The sequence below is a fragment of the Virgibacillus sp. GM2-2 genome (genome assembly GCF_055329585.1).
Genome location: NZ_JBUZWC010000001.1, coordinates 375,031 through 391,460 on the forward strand (window position 1 = coordinate 375,031; position 16,430 = coordinate 391,460).

A 16,430-nucleotide genomic window follows, 5' to 3' on the forward strand; every position below is an offset into this window, starting at 1 on the left:
TGAAAGCATTACCTTTGACGGTATTGACTTCCAGCCGGTAAAATGGCAATCAATTACAGATCCATTAAATGAATCAAATCAAGTACTATGGGGTGGCGAAGGAGATGAAGTTGATAACAACTTGATTTTCAAGGCCGACCTAACAAATGTAACAGATGCTACTCTTACATTTGATCACTTTTTAGACATTGAAGAACAATGGGATTTTGGGGTAGTACAAGTTTCAACTGACGGTCAAACTTGGACTAGTCTTGAAAATGAAAACACTCGCTCTGACGTAGTGGAACAAGGATATCCTAAAATTAAAGAAAATGTTCCAGGCTTTACAGGTCACTCTGAAGGCTGGATGGAAGAAAGCTTTGACTTATCAGAATACGCTGGTCAAGAAGTGTATATTTCGTTCCGTTACCTAACTGACTGGGGTTACAATGACACAGGCTGGTTCGTCGATAATATTGAAATTCCAGAAGTTGGACTTTCTTTCGACGGAACAAGCACAGATCCATTTATGTCAAAATCAGAACTTCTTGAGGAGTATGTAAATTATTCCGTTACATTTGTGAATAAAGATAAACATGGTAAATACAAAGTAATGCACGTTGATCCATTCAACGTAACGGAAGAGGATGCACTACAGTTGCGCCAGTTGTTCAAAAAAGGTACGAATTACATGACAACTTGGTATGCAGCTCCACAGGATCAAGTTAATCCTGTTCCATTCGAATATAGTATCGAGTTGAAAGATAATAACGGAAAGAAAAAAGGGAAAAAGAAATAAGAGAAAGCTAAAAGAGGCTGAGATAAAACTAAAACTATCAATTTAAACAACGAACAATGAATTGTATTAGCTCCGGAAATATACGTAGACTCCTTGAAAAAGAAAATCGCTTTTTCTGCGTGCGATGCTTTTTCAGGGAAGCTTTCCTTGTCCTGCGGGAGGAAAGGCATCGGTGTGACCCCACAGTGCGTAAGCACGAGGAGGCTCACCAGCCGCCCGCGGAAAGCGAAGTATATTTCCGGAGCGAGTTATTTGCACTAATTATCTATGTTCGGATTTCTTTGATAAAAATAGTTTTGTCTCGGCCACTTTTTTTGCAATAACGTTACATCCATTTATTCTCTCAAAAATAGTTTTGCTATTTTCATAATTTCTCGTATAATGGATAAAAAACAGAAAAGAGTCTGGGGGAAAACTATGGAAAAGCAACAGTACAAACTATCAGATCATCTAAAATTCATTATTCCATCGTTACTAGGTATCTTCTTATTTATGACACCGGTTCCATCCGATGGCGGCTTGACTATCCCAATTGCCATAATGGCAGGGTGGGTACAAGAAAAACTTGCTGGGCATTTATCATTCATTATGATGTGGATTATTATTATAACTGCTTTAGGAACTGTAATTGTTAAGCTAATTGGCGGACACAAACTTAATCGCACACCATTTTTCAAGCAATTATTTAATGTTACTCCATTTTGGGCTATTACACGTGTGGTTGCTGCCGTTTTTGCAATTATGGTTTATTACAAACTAGGTTCAGTGGTTATTTATGGTGAAACAACTGGCCAACTACTTTTAGGAAGTCTTTTGCACATCTTGTTTGCAGTGTTCTTGTTTGCTGGATTGTTTTTGCCATTATTAATGAATTATGGATTACTTGATTTGTTCGGAACACTAATGACCAAGGTTATGCGACCGTTATTTCGACTACCTGGGCGATCTTCAATTGACTCTCTAGCTTCATGGGTCGGAGATGGTACGATTGGTGTCCTATTAACAAGTAAACAATATGAAGATGGCTATTATACAAAACGCGATGCTGCAGTAATCGGAACAACCTTCTCTGTTGTTTCCATTACTTTCACACTAGTTGTTATTAAACAGGTTAACTTAGGGTATATGTTTGTACCATTCTATTTAACAGTTATAGGGGCAGGATTAGTAGCGGCATTAATCATGCCACGTATTCCTCCATTATCAAAAAAGGCAAATACGTATATAAATGAATCAGACGAAGAAATAGACGAAAGTGCTCCAGAAGGTCATAACATGCTTACCTTTGGATATACAAAAGCATTAGACCGTGCAAAGAAAGAAACGAGTGTACTAAAGTTTTTCAAAGAAGGCGGACAAAACATTCTAGACATGTGGATGGGGGTTGCACCGATTGTTATGGCAATTGGTTTAATTGCTTTAATGATTGCAGAATTTACACCTACATTCCAATGGCTTGGGAAACCATTCATCCCATTACTAGAACTATTAAATATTCCATATGCACAAGCAGCATCTGAGACAATATTAATAGGTTTTGCGGATATGTTTTTACCATCTATCTTAGCTGAGTCAATCGATGCGGAAATCACTCGATTTATAATTGCTGCATTATCCGTTACACAGTTGATTTACATGTCAGAGGTTGGTGGACTTTTACTAGGTACAAAAATACCTGTAAACTTCTTTGAACTATTTATAATCTTCCTACTGCGAACCCTCATAACGTTGCCAATTATTACATTAGTTGCGCACATGTTATTTTAAAAATGAACATAAGAAAGCCACAACGAAGGGTCGTTGTGGCTTTCTTTTATCTAAACTGTACATCTATTGCTTGCTTAATCTTATCCGTATTTAATGACGTATTTTTGGGTATTTCTGTATCAACTGCTTCTTTTTCCGAGCCTTTAATTACGAGTGATTCATCATAGCCCAATTGGCGAGCGGTCGCCCGCATAAATTCGTAAAAACTTTGTTGATTAGATGGCCCGACGTGGTATACCCCAGTTACATCATTCAATACCATTTTCTCGAGCACATTTGTTAAATCATCGATATGCACAAAGGTTCTTATTAAATCATCTCGAAAATCAATCGGCTGATCTGAACGTAGATGATAGGAAAGTCGGTCAGTACGTTCATCTACCTTTCCTACAGCATTTTCACCATAAATTGGGCCGGCTCGTAAAATAACGTAGTTGGAAAACTCTTTGTTAATCAACCTTTCAGCCTTAACCTTTCCGTTTACATAATTGCTGAAACTATGATCATCAGGAAGGCTTGACAATGGATCCTCTTCACTATACGGTCCTTCACCGTGAGAAAATACAAAATCAGATGAAATATAAACCAATTTTGTGTGTGGTGTTAGATGTGTTAGTAGATGCATCAATCCTTGATCTGTCAGCTTGTGCTCATTTGGACCACTCATAACTGCCCACACAACAACATCTGGTTTCTCGTGTTTGAAAAAATTAGAGAACGATTCGGGTTCGTTTACGTCTAGCTTGTGAAGATCATCAAACATGGCCGGCTCATCTAAATACGTTCCAACGACATCCGTTTCTGGCATATGCTTCAATTTATCATAAATTGAAGCTCCTACATAACCACTTGCGCCAAACACACAAATCTTCATCTTGACCACCTTCCTCTTCTTTTATTTTTTACGTGTGAAGGTTTTGGTTGTGCCGACTCTTTTTATTAGAGTTTCCAAATACACTTCGCATAATAGATGTTTTCCCTTCAATGATAGGTTGTGAAACCACCTGAATCGGTTTACTAGATAAAAATAGTACAATAGACGCAGCTATTACTGCCAATCCGGCAAGATCAACCACACCATTGACCTCGAATAAATTCGTTTCACGGAAAAATTGTACGAAGAATCCGTGTAGTAAATAGACATATAGTGTACGAGTTCCTAGCTTTGTTAACACCGTTTCTTTTGAAGGAATCCATGCCAATACACTCATTGCCATTAAAGCTGCAGTTAAATATACAAGAATTCGTGCCAACACACCAAATTCTGGTAAACCTAGATCGATATACGATTTAGAAGCTAACAACCAACCTGAATTAAAATCAGGTGCAAAATAAATAGCAACGGCTACTGTCGCCATAATGATTATAGAAACAAACTTCACACTATTACGTTTTAATAGCATGACATGATCCTTCGTTAACCAATACCCTACTAAAAAGAACGGAAAGAAAACAAAGGTTCTAGACAAACTAAATGTGTGTCCTATTTCACCGAAATAACCGACAACCAAACCAATAGACACAGCGATTGTCATACTTACTAATGGTGGCATTTTTTTGAAAAAATAAAGTAAAACATGCCAGCTGAATAAGCTGAACAAGAACCATAACGACCAGTGTGGATAAAACACTCCTGTTTGCCAATCACCTTGACCTAATAAAAAGTAATAACCTGAATATAAAGCTTGGAAAATTAAATATGGTAACAACAATTTTTTTGCTAAATTCATAAGATAATCTTTATTTCCTAACCCTTTTGCGAAAAAACCAGCTAGAAAAATAAATGCTGGCATATGAAAGGTATAAATCCACATATATAACGTATTAATGCCATGTGACCCATCTGTGAACGGTTGAATCATATGACCAAATACTACCAAAAATATAAGCGCTAGCTTAGCATTATCAAAATACGCAGTTCTTCCCATTTAACTCATTCCTTTTATGTTAATCTTGATTCGTATCACTACTATACCCACTTCTACCAAAAAATACGTGAGAAAAATGTCGATTTCATGTGGTTGTTAGAAAAATGTAAATGGAATGAAATAAAGAAACTAGCATGTAAAAAAAGAAATATTTAAGGAATGGCAAGTGAGGAAAATACTGTTTGGAAAGGTAAAACGTAGAAATCACGTATCAACACGAGAAATGTATTGATACGTGATTTTATTATTTACTAGCTTTTATACTAAAAAATTTATTAATTAGCAAACCTTTGCAAGTACAACTTAGGATTCCACCGATGATATTTTGGTGGTTTAATCAAAATCAAAATTAGGAAGTTCATAAAACTCTCGAATAAACGTATAGTCCCCTGCCATTCGTCCAACAGGCTTTAATTTACTTGGATCTATTTTATCTGTTTGCATATATAATTCATCACGAAGATGGTAGCAAACGAGACGTCCTAGTACGAGACTACTTGTTCCTACCTTGATTATTTGATCCAGTTCACATTCTAAATTTACTGGTGCTTTAGCCACCCTCGGAGCTGCAACCTGTCTACTTTTACCCTTTTCTAGACCTGCAATGGTAAATTCATCCTCGTCAGGCTGGTAATGCTTGCTTGTTTCATACATTTGATTTGCTTCCGTTTCACTGACAACGTTAATAACAAACTCGCCAGTTTCACAAATGTTTGTAAGGGTATCTTTTTCTCCGTGTTTATTTTTTCCATCACCTATTGAAATACACATGGTTATTGGATTCATGGAAGCAACGGTGAAAAAACTGAATGGTGCTAAATTTGCAGTCCCGTTGGAATCTATGGATGAAACCCAAGCGATTGGCCGCGGTACTACTGCTCCTTTGATCAACTTGCTCATATTTCGGTTCCCAAACTCTGTATGATTAATAATCAAGCTTACTCCTCCTTCATACAACATTCGCCCCCATATAGGAGGCGAATGTACATGTCCATTATTATTTTATGGTTGGTTGTAACTCCATTTCAACGTTTCCTTGAATGGCCCGTGAAATCATACAGCTTTTCTCGGCCTTTTCAATCAATTTTTTCAGCTTGCCATAGTCTGCTTCTGTAGCACCTTCCAGTGCAACATATGGCTTATGAATAATTTTTTTGTACGTGAATACACCATTCGTAACATCGACAATCCCATCAGAATCTACCGCCATTTCCTTTAACGGCAGGTCTGCACGTTCAATCATGGCTGCCAACGTAATCAAATAACAAGTTGCAGCCGCACCTAACAACATTTCATCTGGGTTCGTTCCAATACCTGGACCGTCCATTTCAGTTGGTATGGAAATTTTCGTTTGTAAATTTCCAGCTTCAATATAGCCTTCACTATTCCGACCACCCGGCCAGCTAGCTTTTAATTCAAAAAGATGTTCTGCCATCGTATCCCTTCTTTCTATTATTATTCTATCGCAATGTCTGGCGAAACTTAAATGATAAATATAGAGCAAGGAACTGGGGTCCGCATATCTAAGATATGAATCTTCCTTTCATCTTTCTCTCGAAAGCCTTGGCCGCAAGTTCTAACGTATACTTTCTAATACGCAAAAAAATACTTTTCAATAATTAGTAGAATGGTATACTATACACAGGGAAAGCAACATAAAGTGCTCTCCTCTATAAATTGTCATGTTGAAGGAATGAAATAATTGAATACAAAAACAATGGAAGCGGAAATAGCGAGCTACACCGGTAAATTGTTTCGCGACAACTTTGGAAAAGGACCCGGGTCCATCTATGTTTCCATAGCGAAACCATTTATTACTATTCATCTACGTGATTTTCTAGCACCAATGGAGAGAGTACTACTTAATCGAAATGATGAACTAAAAGTCCAAGAGACTAGGGATATTCTTATGCAAGAAACAATTCCTGAAATTAAAAAACATCTATCATCCATTATTGGTTTAGGCGTACAAAACATATACTATGACTGGTCGCTCAGCAATAAAACTGGTCTTATTTTAGCTATAATGGATACCGATCATATTAATGCAGACGAAAACTATCTCAGTTATCCTGCGAAAGAAAAAGTTCATGCTGAAATTGCGAGATTTACAAAGAAGGCCCAAAAAGAACCAAAAAATGTTGAATCTTATATGTTGAATGACCGTACATTGGTTTCCGTTAGAGAAGATATTTTTGTTCGTATAGAGGTAGAATTAATCAAATCCGGCTTTACTGAACAATTAAAGCTTTCCAAACGAGGCTTGGAGAAGGATATTTTAAATGTGGAATATCTTGAATCCATATTGGAAGCAGAAATTGAGGACGTATTTGTCGCATGGGATTTTTCATTAGACAAAGGCTTTCTTATTTTAATTCTAAAGGCAAATTAAACAGTTGGTGGAAATGTCTGGACAATAGAGCTAAGACATAAGCCGAAAAGGACAAACCCCTTTTCGGTTTTTTTATGGCCGAAAAAGAATCAATTATGGAGGAGTGGAAAAATGTACAAAATAATAGGCATAGGTAAAAATGACATCCGAATCGAACTAGCAAACCAAAAAGAACCCATCACCTTTCCATCCGAGGAAGACGCAAGAAATTTTATTGCAAAAATAACCCGTGAAGGGGAATTACCTGATGGCTATCGCTTAGTTGTGGAGAAAGTAAACGATTGATTTCAGATGTACATAGTACGATGACTTAAAATAGTGAGTTTCTTCGCTAAATAATAGAGAAGAAAAACCTCTTGAAAACTATAGTAATAACCGCCATCAAATTATGGCGGTTATTTTTGTTGATCGACTATTTCTTTTAGCACACTCGCTTGATTATATTTTTCTTCCTTAGATGCGTATAACAGTGTCACGTTTTTATTATGTTTTTTTGTAATATCCTTCAGCTCATTAAGTGCTTCCTTTTGATCGCCGTTTTCTAACTCTTCTTTGTATTTCTTTTTAAACTCCTTAAATTTATCAGGATCATGACCGAACCATTTTCGCAACTCACTGGATGGTCCTATCTCTTTTAACCAATGATCCAAATTTGCATCTTCCTTGGACATTCCCCGTGGCCACACGCGATCAACGAGTACACGAACACCATCATGTTGAGATTTATCTTCATAAATTCGTTTCAATTCAACTGGCATATTTAATCCCTCCTACAATCGTGTATACCCAGTTCTGTATAAAAATAAGCAATCATTATCAAAATGACAACGATTGCTTGTTTTATTAAGGCGTATTTGAAGTAAACTGCGACATAACTGCTATGTTGATTTACGCTGTGCGGACAGGGCTAGTCAAGTAACTTTTCCGAGCGAACTGGAATGATTGCGTGCAGGATGTCAGCTAGCGGAGTTAACGGACACACGATTCCTTATTTGTGAAAAATAAGGGTAAATGCGGTTGTTAACGGACTCAGAATCCCTTATTTGAGTAAAAACAGTTGAAAAATATGTTTTTTAGCTAAATAAGACATCGTGTGTCCGTTAATCCTCAAAATTAAGGTAAAAAAGGTCAATAAGGCATCCTCAGTCCGATACCAAGCAGTGTCCTTGGCGTACTATTCATTCAGAATGTTTCGTTTACGCTGCCGGCAGTCGCGCACCTTAGGGCACGGCCTTCATTATAACCACTCTGCGGGGTCTTCAGACTCGGCATCGTCGTGTTGCACGTTAATTCAATGAAGCAGCACTCCTCGTATGAAATGTCTTGCTTTTCTCGCAGGACAAGGAGAGCTTCCTTGAAAACAGCCTTCGATTTAATTATGTTGGATTACACGATTAATCACATGATCCATTGCGTCTTTTAATGATTCCAAGCTTTTTTGGCTTGCCTCTTTTGACTCTTGGCATACACCATAATAACATTTAATTTTCGGTTCAGTTCCAGATGGACGAAGACATACCCAACTATTTTTTTCTAGAATAAACTTCAGGGCATTTTCATTTGGTAGTTCCATTTTTTCTTGTTGATTCGTTTCACCAAACAGTGTACGTATACCTGTAGCATAATCTTCAAATGCTTTAACCTTATACCCTGCAATTTCATCAAGTGGATTGTTCCGCACATCTTTCATAATCATGGCGATTTTGTCGGAGCCTTCTTTTCCTTTTAACGTTAAAGAGGACATCCCTTCCAAGAAATAGCCATGTTTATCATAAATACCATTCAATGCTTCAAGGAGTGTTTTTCCTTGTTCCTTCCAATAATACGCCATTTCACATGCCATCATTGTGGCCTGAACAGCGTCTTTATCACGGGCAAAACTGCTAATCAAATATCCGTAACTTTCCTCAAATCCAAAGACAAATGTTTCTCCTGTACTATCAAATTGATGAATTTTTTCACCAATATATTTGAATCCAGTTAACGTGTCAATCGTTTCAGCGCCGTAATGAGTCGCAATCGCTCTACCTAATTCTGTCGTTACAATTGTTTTCAATACACGTGCGTTTGTAAGCATCGCTTGTTCACTGTGCGATAAAATATAATCAAGCAACAATGCGCCAAGTTGATTGCCTGTCAGTACCGTAAAGCTTCCATCAACATCTCTAACAGCCACACCTAATCGGTCAGCATCTGGATCTGTCCCGATTAAAATATCTGCATGAACCGTATTACCTTTTTCAATTGCTAGCGTAAATGCTTGATGTTCTTCCGGATTTGGAGAAGCCACGGTTGAAAATTCCGGATCGGGTTTCGCTTGTTCTTCCACCACATGAACATCTGGGAAAGAAAGCTGTTTTAGCCCTTTTAAAACTAAGTCATGTGAAGTTCCATGAAGCGGCGTAAATACGATTCCTAAATCTTTTTCCTTCTCCAAATCTTCTTTTGCGAGCTTTGAGATTTGTCTTAATTGTTCTAAGTACGCATTATCAATTTCATTGCCTACCCAGTTTAATAAGTCCTTTTCTTCGAGTTCTGCTTGTTCTACAAATGGGACCGTTAATTCATTCTCTGTTTTTTCAACATTCGAAATAATTGCAGTAGCTTCCGCAGGAACAATTTGTCCACCATCTTCATTGTAGACTTTAAATCCGTTATATTCTGGTGGATTATGACTCGCAGTGATCATAACCCCCGCTACAGCACCTAAATAACGAACAGCAAACGATAATACTGGTGTCGGATGTAGTTCACTAAACACGTATGCTTTAATGTCATAGGAACCAAGAACTTTAGCTGTTTCCAGTGCAAATTCTTTTGACATATAACGGGAATCATATGCAACTGCTACACCGCGATCCTTTACGTTCACGCAATTCTCCAGTAAATAGTTAGCTAATCCATTAACAGCTTTTCTAACTGTATATACATTCATCCGGTTCGTACCAGGACCTAGAACTCCACGCATTCCGCCTGTTCCAAAACTTAATTCTTTGTAAAAAGCATCTTCTAAAGCTGTTTTATCGTCTTTTATCTTTGTTAAGTCCTTCTTCAGAGAAGGATCTAAATTATGAAATGATTGCCATTTTTCGTAAGCCTTTTCCCAGTTTTGCATGTAAGATATCCCCCTGTTACGCCCTACTATTGTTTCTACAAATTTTAGCATATTATATAAAATAATTCTATTTACCTATAGCTGGTTTATTCGTAGGAATGATTGGTAAAAACTATCAAGAATACTCTTCCTATTATACCCAGAAACAGGTAAAATGAAAGATATCATACTTAATGGAGAAAGTTGTGATTGATTTTGATAAAGAAACGCTGGTTCCAAACACTTACGCTATTCATCATGATTTTTCTTTTAATTCTATTAGTCTCTGCAACTAATTTTATTTTTGACCCGATATTCAAATACATAGGTGCTGTGGCCGTTCCTATCATTGGCGCAGGCGTCCTATTTTATTTAACAAAACCTGTTGTGCGCATTTTAGATAAATACAAAGTACACCGCGTTTTTTCCATTATTATCGTATTTCTTTTAATAGCGTTAGTGATTTACTTAATCGCTACATACATCGCGCCAATTGCGCAAAAGCAGTTCGCTAACTTGATTGATAACATACCAAAAATGGTCGAAGCAGCTCAAGACCTTATTACGTATTGGCAGTCAAATCAAGATGTACTGCCTGCTGAGGTAGAAAGTACAATAAATGACATAACATCTAATTTACAAACATACATCGAAACAATTATGTCCTTCCTGTTCGGATTCATTGGACAATTAATTGGATTCGTCTTTGCATTAGTTCTAGTTCCATTCTTCTTATTTTTCATGCTGAAGGATGGCGAACGGTTTATCCCATTCGTTACCCAAATCTTTTCAAAGAAAAAGGCGGCCAACTTAAAAAGCCTTTTTCAAAAAATTGATGAAACACTTACATCGTATATTCAAGGGCAGCTTATTGTGAGCTTTGCAATTGGTGTACTGCTGTTCATTGGATATTTAATTATTGACTTACCATATGCCTTAACATTAGCTTTATTCGGAATGCTCATGTGTGTTATCCCATTCATCGGGCCATTTATTTCTGTTGTACCAGCAATTATTGTTGGACTATTTGAAGACCCGATGATGGCGGTTTGGGTAGGTGTGGTCATGATTGTTGCACAGCAAATCGAAGGAAACTTGATTTCACCAAACGTTATGGGGCGAGCTTTACAAATTCATCCATTAACGGTTATTACGATAATTCTTGCCGCTGGTAGTATTGCAGGATTCTTAGGTATCTTGTTTGCAGTTCCAATCTACGCAGTTGTCAAAACAATAATCGTTCATTTTTATCATACGTATGTGGATGGTAAGGAAAACAGTGATGATGCATTGATTTAAAAAAAGCTTAGATGCGAGTGCATCTAAGCTTTTTTAATAAGCAAAGAAAGTATAAACGAAAAGCTGTCTAGCTCCAGCGCCCAGCAACTAGCAAACTTCACACACCTCCACTGCGATAAGTCAACATCGGCTCGTACCTCACCGTGTTTCCTTTATCTCATTTCGGAGTGCTCCAGTTTGTACGTTGCTAAACGGGCGATTACGCTTTTCTAATGTCTAGCTCCAGCGCCCAGAAGCTGCCGTCATAAGCAATGGACACTTCGAACGCTAAACCCATGCGTTCTACGGTCCCTTGCTTATGCGTCCACTTCTAAACGGGCGCTTGCGCTTTTCTAATGAATTCATATACGACAGAAGTGCCGACTTCATAATAACCAATTTTTTTATATATACGGTTTGACGTTGGATAATCCGCATCTGTATATAGACTGCAAAATTTATAACCTTCTGCTAACAGCTTACTTGTCAATGCTGCAACTGAACTCGTTGCATATCCTTTACGTTTATGTTCATCTGGCGTAAACACTGCGTTTATCGTGGCACCATTTTTCGTACTTCTAGATTGATTAACCATTGATACAGGGGTTCCATTCACTTGCCATAAGTATACTGAGCGATTTTTTAAAAATTGCGTTGCAAGCTTTTCTGCATCTTCCTTTGATGTAGGTTCGTTTGCCTCCACACCAAACTGAACAAGCCACTCGGTAATTAGTTGATGATTGTGATTCTCCGCCTCTACTAACTTACCTTCAGCTACTGGTACATTATTAACTTCGTCAAGCTGATAGATAAATTGCTTCATATGAATGGTGGAATCAACTTGCTGCAATCCTTCCCACTTGTCCACAAACGGCTTCACTACATAATCTGGACCAAGTACTCCTGGTACATCCATATCATGTTCACATAAAAACGTTGCGATTGTTATCGGAATACTAGCTTCAAGATCCACTACATCAGGGAATATCCAATTATTAGGGGGTGTTTGCATAAAGGCATAGATAACTTCACCCTTATCCTCTACATATCCTAAATGAATTTCCTTATATCGAGAGTCTCCTTCGGCCGTACGTTTTACAAGGCCTAGCATTAAATTGTTGCATGCTTCTTTTTTACGTAACAATGGCTCAATTTTCTCAACATAAGCATGTATATTTTTTTCAAAGTAAAGTTGCACCAGATTTTCCCCCTTTGTTTATATTAATCATATAGTATACACTATTATTAACAGAATACTAGACCATTTAGGGGTGAAAAAATGAAATTAAAAGAAAGTGATATAGAAGCAAAATTAGTGGAATTAAAAGCAGATTACGCCCGAATTATGGGTGATATGGATAAAGTGGAAGCGGTCGGAAAACGAACAGACATTGAAGAACGTCAGCTTACACAACTGGAAAAGGATATTGCTGAACTGAATAAGCAATTAGAGGAATTGGAAAAATAAATAATCGTGACGTGTTCCGAAATCGTCTACTGAGCGAGCTTACTTTCGCATCTTGGTATGATAAAAGAGGAGACCTTCAGCTTCGAAGGTCTCCTCTTTTGTTTATTGGTTATTACGTTGGTTTTCTAATTTTTCTTGGATTCGTTTATGTTCTTTACTTGGTGGTGCTAAACTAACTACGATATCCCCGGATTCAGGTGTAACTTTCAATTCTTCTGAGTAGTAATACATTTTCCCTGATGGTTTCAGTACGTATAATAGCACTGTTTCTTCATCACGTTCGTCTAAATAACGTTTGTAATTGTACTGATCGGTAATTGTAGTTTGTCGGAATACATAGCCACCCTGAATCTTTTTACTTAAATCCTCCATCGAAATGTCGTCTTTAAATAAAATTCTTCCACCAATTTTGTCTACCACTTCGTTCATATTATCAACCAATGTGTATGGACTTGATTTATACACATTCGTTCTGCCGTATTCTGGCATGAATGTTGTACATACAAGCGCATTATATGAATGAAAATCTGTTGCGGCAATCAAATATTCGTATGGTGTTGTATCCAAGTGATATTCCGTTTGTTCTGATAACACTTCACCATGGTAAAACGGTACACCGGCTTCACGTGTTCTACGTAATCGTTCCCACGATGAATCCACAATTATTACTGGTGCTTTCACCTTCATTAATGATTTAGCCAATTCCACGGTAAATTGATTACTACCAACAATAATTGTACCCGGTTGACCTTCCATCGATAAGTGAAGTTTCTTAGACAATGGACCAATGGTAAATCCATGAGCAATTACCGTGAAAAATACAAGTCCAAACGTTAGTGTCGTAATAATCGAGGCATCCTCATACCCCGCTTCACTTAAAATAGATGCGAAATAACTAGAAACAGTAAGCGCTACAATCCCTCGTGGCGCAATCCATCCTGTTAATAATTTTTCATTTAGTGAAAGATCTGTTCCAATTGTTGATAAAAAGATAGAAAGCGGTCGTACTGCAAACATCATTAGCAACACATACCCAATAATTTCAGGCTGGAATATTTTTAATAACGTCTCAACTTGTAATGAAGCAGTAAGCATTATGAAAATTGCTGAAATCAAGAGCATCGACATATTTTCTTTGAAGTGTCTCATGTCAGCCACTGAGCTAATACCCATATTAGCTAGTGTCATACCCATTGCCGTTACAGCTAATAACCCTGTTTCATGCATAATTTCATCTGCGACAGTAAAGCACAGGATTACGACAACAAACACTGCGGGAGATTTCAAATACTCTGGAATATTTCCAGTTTCAAACATCCAACCAATACCACGTCCACATGCCCATCCTAATATAGCCGCAAATATGGAAGCAGCGAAGAATAGGAGAAGCGCCGAACCATCAGGGTTGTTGGCTGAAAAATACGCGATAATCTCAAATGCAAATACAGCAAGTAGTGCCCCAATTGGGTCAACAATAATACCTTCCCATTTCAATATTTTCGCTGGACGAGGCTTCAATTTTGATTGACGTAATAACGGTAAAATTACTGTCGGTCCAGTTACAATGAACAAACCACCAATTACAAATGCTACTGTCCAAGAAAGACCAGCTATGTAATGCGCGGTTAACGATCCCAATATCCAAGCAATAAATGCCCCTACTGTTGAGATTCGGAATACTGGTTTACCCAAACCACGTAATTCTTTAAAACTTAAGTTTAAGCTACCTTCAAATAAGATAATAGCAACGGCAACCGTAATTATCGGTTTATATAAATCACCAAAGTCTTCCTCAGGATTCATCAAGCCAAATATCGGCCCAATTAATAAGCCAGCAACCGACATAACGACAATGGCTGGCATGCGATAGCGCCAAGATAACCATTGCGAGCCAATCCCTAAAAGACCTATGAGCATAATTTCAAATAAAATTGATGGAACCATATCAAACCTCCTAAACATCCCAAACTTTTGTATAAAAACATTTTATATGTGTAGGGTACCAATGTAAACAATTTATGTTTTTTTAAATTAAAAATATTCATTATGCCTGTCACACAACTGTTAGAACTGTTTTCAATTGAATGTTGACAAGCTAATAGCCAAGTTGTTACTATTGTTGTTGCTTTGTGCATAACTCGAAATTTTTTCACATTTTATTATCAGATAAATACGAAAAAAGAATCTTTTTTACAATATTTGTAAGCGATTACGAGTTATATATTCAAATAAACTACTTAGAAGGTGCTCTCATATGAAAAAGGATACATTTATCATTGGCTTTATGCTTTTCGCATTATTTTTCGGTGCTGGTAACTTAATATACCCACCAACCTTAGGTATTAATTCAGGAACTTCCTATTGGGCAGCTATTGCCGGATTTGTCATTACTGGTGTTGGCCTTCCTATTATTACAGTGACCGCAATTTCTTTCGCAAAAAATGACGCAAGAGATATAGCTGACAGGGTTAATCCAGTATTTGGTCTAATCTTCACATCAATTGTTTACCTAGTGATTGGGCCATTCTTTGCGATTCCACGAGCTGCATCTGTTGCTTATGAAATGAGTGTAGAGCCATTTATCTCTAGTGGATCATCAATGGTTTTACTATTTTTTACCATTGTATTTTTCGTGCTCGTTTATCTAGTGAGTTTAAATCCATCTAAAATAGTGGATCGCATTGGACAGTATTTAACACCCATCTTGCTACTAGCCATCGTCGCACTTAGCATTGCTGGGTTTCTGTTATTAGACAATCCAACGACCCCTCCAACCGAGAAATATGCAAGTAATCCATTCTTCACAGGATTCATCGAAGGATATTTAACGATGGATGCGATTGCGGCATTTGCTTTTGGAATCATTGTAGTGAATGCTTTTAAGGAACGAGGCGTTTCAACACAACGTGAATTGATTAAATCTACCCTTAAAGCTGGTGCGATAACAGGAGCCGGATTGATTCTGGTTTATGGTTCCATCGGTTGGATTGGTACGAAAATGGCTACTGTTGGCTCTTTTGAAAACGGGGGCGACATCTTGTCTAGCGCAGCAAATATGATGTTTGGCAGCTTTGGAGCCTTATTGTTAGGTATAATCGTAACACTAGCATGCTTCACTACGTGTGTTGGACTAGTTGTCGCATGTGGCCAATTTTTTTCAAAAGTCACAAGCCTAAACTACAATCGAATTATCATATTAACAACCATTGTGAGCTTTTTAATTGCCAATCAAGGGCTGAACACCATTATCAGTTATTCCGTTCCCGTTCTTGTATTTATTTATCCAATCGCAATCGTGCTCATTGCATTAACCTTCATGCAAAAACTATTTCAAGGCGAACGCCGAGTGTATCAAGGTGCGATTTTATTAACAGCTATCACAAGTTTATATGACGGATTAATTGCATTTGGTGTGGATTTATCAACTATCACACCGTATATGGAAATGTTACCATTTTTCAATCTAGGACTCGGATGGATTGTACCAGCGTTAATTGGTGGAATCATTGGGTTTATTGTAGAAAAAATTGCTCATCCAAGTTATGCAAAATAAACTTTCGTGTAGAAAAACTTTGGCATTGACCTCGAATGCCGAAGAAGTTTTATATAAGGACTACTATGAATTTATTAGAAATACTCGGCATTCGCCTTGTCCTTAATAGCGAATGTCGAAGTTTTTCTTATAAGGTCTACCATAACTTATAATTTCTGACGTTATAACAAAG

The 16,430-nt window shown here is 37.4% G+C and carries 15 protein-coding genes; 7 read left to right on the forward strand and 8 right to left on the reverse strand.

Features of this window, described 5'->3' with window-relative positions:
• Positions 1 to 52: 52 nt before the first annotated feature.
• Together ACY9Z2_RS01650 and ACY9Z2_RS01655 are read left to right on the forward strand one after the other, a co-directional pair.
• Positions 53 to 778, forward strand: coding sequence for a choice-of-anchor J domain-containing protein (locus ACY9Z2_RS01650; protein WP_463608269.1), 726 nt, complete (start codon positions 53 to 55; stop codon positions 776 to 778).
• A gap of 417 nt (positions 779 to 1,195) precedes the next feature.
• Positions 1,196 to 2,545, forward strand: coding sequence for a YjiH family protein (locus ACY9Z2_RS01655; RefSeq protein ID WP_463607857.1), 1,350 nt, complete (start codon positions 1,196 to 1,198; stop codon positions 2,543 to 2,545).
• Between the two features lie 46 nt (positions 2,546 to 2,591).
• On the opposite strand, the gene ACY9Z2_RS01660 is transcribed toward ACY9Z2_RS01655, so the two are convergent.
• The 4 genes from ACY9Z2_RS01660 to ACY9Z2_RS01675 all read right to left on the reverse strand — a co-directional run bounded on the left by ACY9Z2_RS01660 (position 2,592) and on the right by ACY9Z2_RS01675 (position 5,908).
• A complete protein-coding gene (locus tag ACY9Z2_RS01660) occupies positions 2,592 to 3,419 on the reverse strand; it encodes a sugar nucleotide-binding protein (protein WP_463607858.1) in 828 nt (275 codons plus the stop codon).
• 28 nt (positions 3,420 to 3,447) lie between these two features.
• Positions 3,448 to 4,473, reverse strand: a complete 1,026-nt coding sequence (locus ACY9Z2_RS01665; RefSeq protein WP_463607859.1) for an acyltransferase family protein — start codon at positions 4,471 to 4,473, stop codon at positions 3,448 to 3,450.
• A 333-nt stretch (positions 4,474 to 4,806) separates the two neighbouring features.
• Positions 4,807 to 5,409, reverse strand: coding sequence for a flavin reductase family protein (locus tag ACY9Z2_RS01670; RefSeq protein ID WP_463607860.1), 603 nt, complete (start codon positions 5,407 to 5,409; stop codon positions 4,807 to 4,809).
• A gap of 61 nt (positions 5,410 to 5,470) precedes the next feature.
• Positions 5,471 to 5,908 (reverse strand): OsmC family protein, encoded by a 438-nt coding sequence (locus ACY9Z2_RS01675; protein ID WP_463607861.1) that lies wholly within the window; start codon positions 5,906 to 5,908, stop codon positions 5,471 to 5,473.
• Between the two features lie 267 nt (positions 5,909 to 6,175).
• On the opposite strand from ACY9Z2_RS01675, the gene ACY9Z2_RS01680 reads away from it, so the two are divergent.
• Entirely contained in the window at positions 6,176 to 6,865 is a 690-nt protein-coding gene (locus ACY9Z2_RS01680) for a Na-translocating system protein MpsC family protein (protein ID WP_463607862.1), read from the forward strand.
• A gap of 111 nt (positions 6,866 to 6,976) precedes the next feature.
• Positions 6,977 to 7,150 (forward strand): hypothetical protein, encoded by a 174-nt coding sequence (locus ACY9Z2_RS01685; RefSeq protein WP_463607863.1) that lies wholly within the window; start codon positions 6,977 to 6,979, stop codon positions 7,148 to 7,150.
• Positions 7,151 to 7,260: 110 nt separating this feature from the next.
• On the opposite strand, the gene ACY9Z2_RS01690 is transcribed toward ACY9Z2_RS01685, so the two are convergent.
• Both ACY9Z2_RS01690 and ACY9Z2_RS01695 read right to left on the reverse strand, forming a co-directional pair.
• Positions 7,261 to 7,623 (reverse strand): DUF488 domain-containing protein, encoded by a 363-nt coding sequence (locus tag ACY9Z2_RS01690; protein WP_463607864.1) that lies wholly within the window; start codon positions 7,621 to 7,623, stop codon positions 7,261 to 7,263.
• A gap of 614 nt (positions 7,624 to 8,237) precedes the next feature.
• Positions 8,238 to 9,980, reverse strand: a complete 1,743-nt coding sequence (locus tag ACY9Z2_RS01695) for a phospho-sugar mutase (RefSeq protein WP_463607865.1) — start codon at positions 9,978 to 9,980, stop codon at positions 8,238 to 8,240.
• A gap of 189 nt (positions 9,981 to 10,169) precedes the next feature.
• Here ACY9Z2_RS01695 and ACY9Z2_RS01700 point away from each other — a divergent pair, with 189 nt between their 5' ends.
• On the forward strand, positions 10,170 to 11,258 hold the full coding sequence (locus ACY9Z2_RS01700; RefSeq protein WP_463607866.1) for an AI-2E family transporter: 1,089 nt from the start codon (positions 10,170 to 10,172) through the stop codon (positions 11,256 to 11,258).
• A gap of 310 nt (positions 11,259 to 11,568) precedes the next feature.
• Here the strand turns inward: ACY9Z2_RS01700 and ACY9Z2_RS01705 are convergent, their stop codons facing one another.
• The gene (locus tag ACY9Z2_RS01705) at positions 11,569 to 12,435 is read right to left on the reverse strand and encodes a GNAT family N-acetyltransferase (RefSeq protein ID WP_463607867.1); all 867 of its coding nucleotides are present in this window, start codon (positions 12,433 to 12,435) and stop codon (positions 11,569 to 11,571) included.
• Between the two features lie 81 nt (positions 12,436 to 12,516).
• Between ACY9Z2_RS01705 and ACY9Z2_RS01710 the strand changes: the two genes are divergently transcribed.
• Positions 12,517 to 12,705 (forward strand): SE1832 family protein, encoded by a 189-nt coding sequence (locus ACY9Z2_RS01710; RefSeq protein ID WP_463607868.1) that lies wholly within the window; start codon positions 12,517 to 12,519, stop codon positions 12,703 to 12,705.
• Between the two features lie 102 nt (positions 12,706 to 12,807).
• On the opposite strand, the gene ACY9Z2_RS01715 is transcribed toward ACY9Z2_RS01710, so the two are convergent.
• The gene (locus tag ACY9Z2_RS01715; RefSeq protein ID WP_463607869.1) at positions 12,808 to 14,649 is read right to left on the reverse strand and encodes a cation:proton antiporter; all 1,842 of its coding nucleotides are present in this window, start codon (positions 14,647 to 14,649) and stop codon (positions 12,808 to 12,810) included.
• A 310-nt stretch (positions 14,650 to 14,959) separates the two neighbouring features.
• On the opposite strand from ACY9Z2_RS01715, the gene brnQ reads away from it, so the two are divergent.
• Positions 14,960 to 16,258 (forward strand): branched-chain amino acid transport system II carrier protein, encoded by a 1,299-nt coding sequence (brnQ, locus tag ACY9Z2_RS01720; RefSeq protein ID WP_463607870.1) that lies wholly within the window; start codon positions 14,960 to 14,962, stop codon positions 16,256 to 16,258.
• Positions 16,259 to 16,430 lie beyond the last annotated feature (172 nt).

Coding starts and splice junctions, on each gene's coding strand:
- ACY9Z2_RS01655 (WP_463607857.1), top strand. CDS start 1,196: ATGGAAAAGCAACAGTACAAACTATCAGATCATCTAAAATTCATTATT.
- ACY9Z2_RS01660 (WP_463607858.1), bottom strand. CDS start 3,419: ATGAAGATTTGTGTGTTTGGCGCAAGTGGTTATGTAGGAGCTTCAATT.
- ACY9Z2_RS01665 (WP_463607859.1), bottom strand. CDS start 4,473: ATGGGAAGAACTGCGTATTTTGATAATGCTAAGCTAGCGCTTATATTT.
- ACY9Z2_RS01675 (WP_463607861.1), bottom strand. CDS start 5,908: ATGGCAGAACATCTTTTTGAATTAAAAGCTAGCTGGCCGGGTGGTCGG.
- ACY9Z2_RS01685 (WP_463607863.1), top strand. CDS start 6,977: ATGTACAAAATAATAGGCATAGGTAAAAATGACATCCGAATCGAACTA.
- ACY9Z2_RS01690 (WP_463607864.1), bottom strand. CDS start 7,623: ATGCCAGTTGAATTGAAACGAATTTATGAAGATAAATCTCAACATGAT.
- ACY9Z2_RS01695 (WP_463607865.1), bottom strand. CDS start 9,980: ATGCAAAACTGGGAAAAGGCTTACGAAAAATGGCAATCATTTCATAAT.
- ACY9Z2_RS01710 (WP_463607868.1), top strand. CDS start 12,517: ATGAAATTAAAAGAAAGTGATATAGAAGCAAAATTAGTGGAATTAAAA.
- ACY9Z2_RS01715 (WP_463607869.1), bottom strand. CDS start 14,649: ATGGTTCCATCAATTTTATTTGAAATTATGCTCATAGGTCTTTTAGGG.
- brnQ (WP_463607870.1), top strand. CDS start 14,960: ATGAAAAAGGATACATTTATCATTGGCTTTATGCTTTTCGCATTATTT.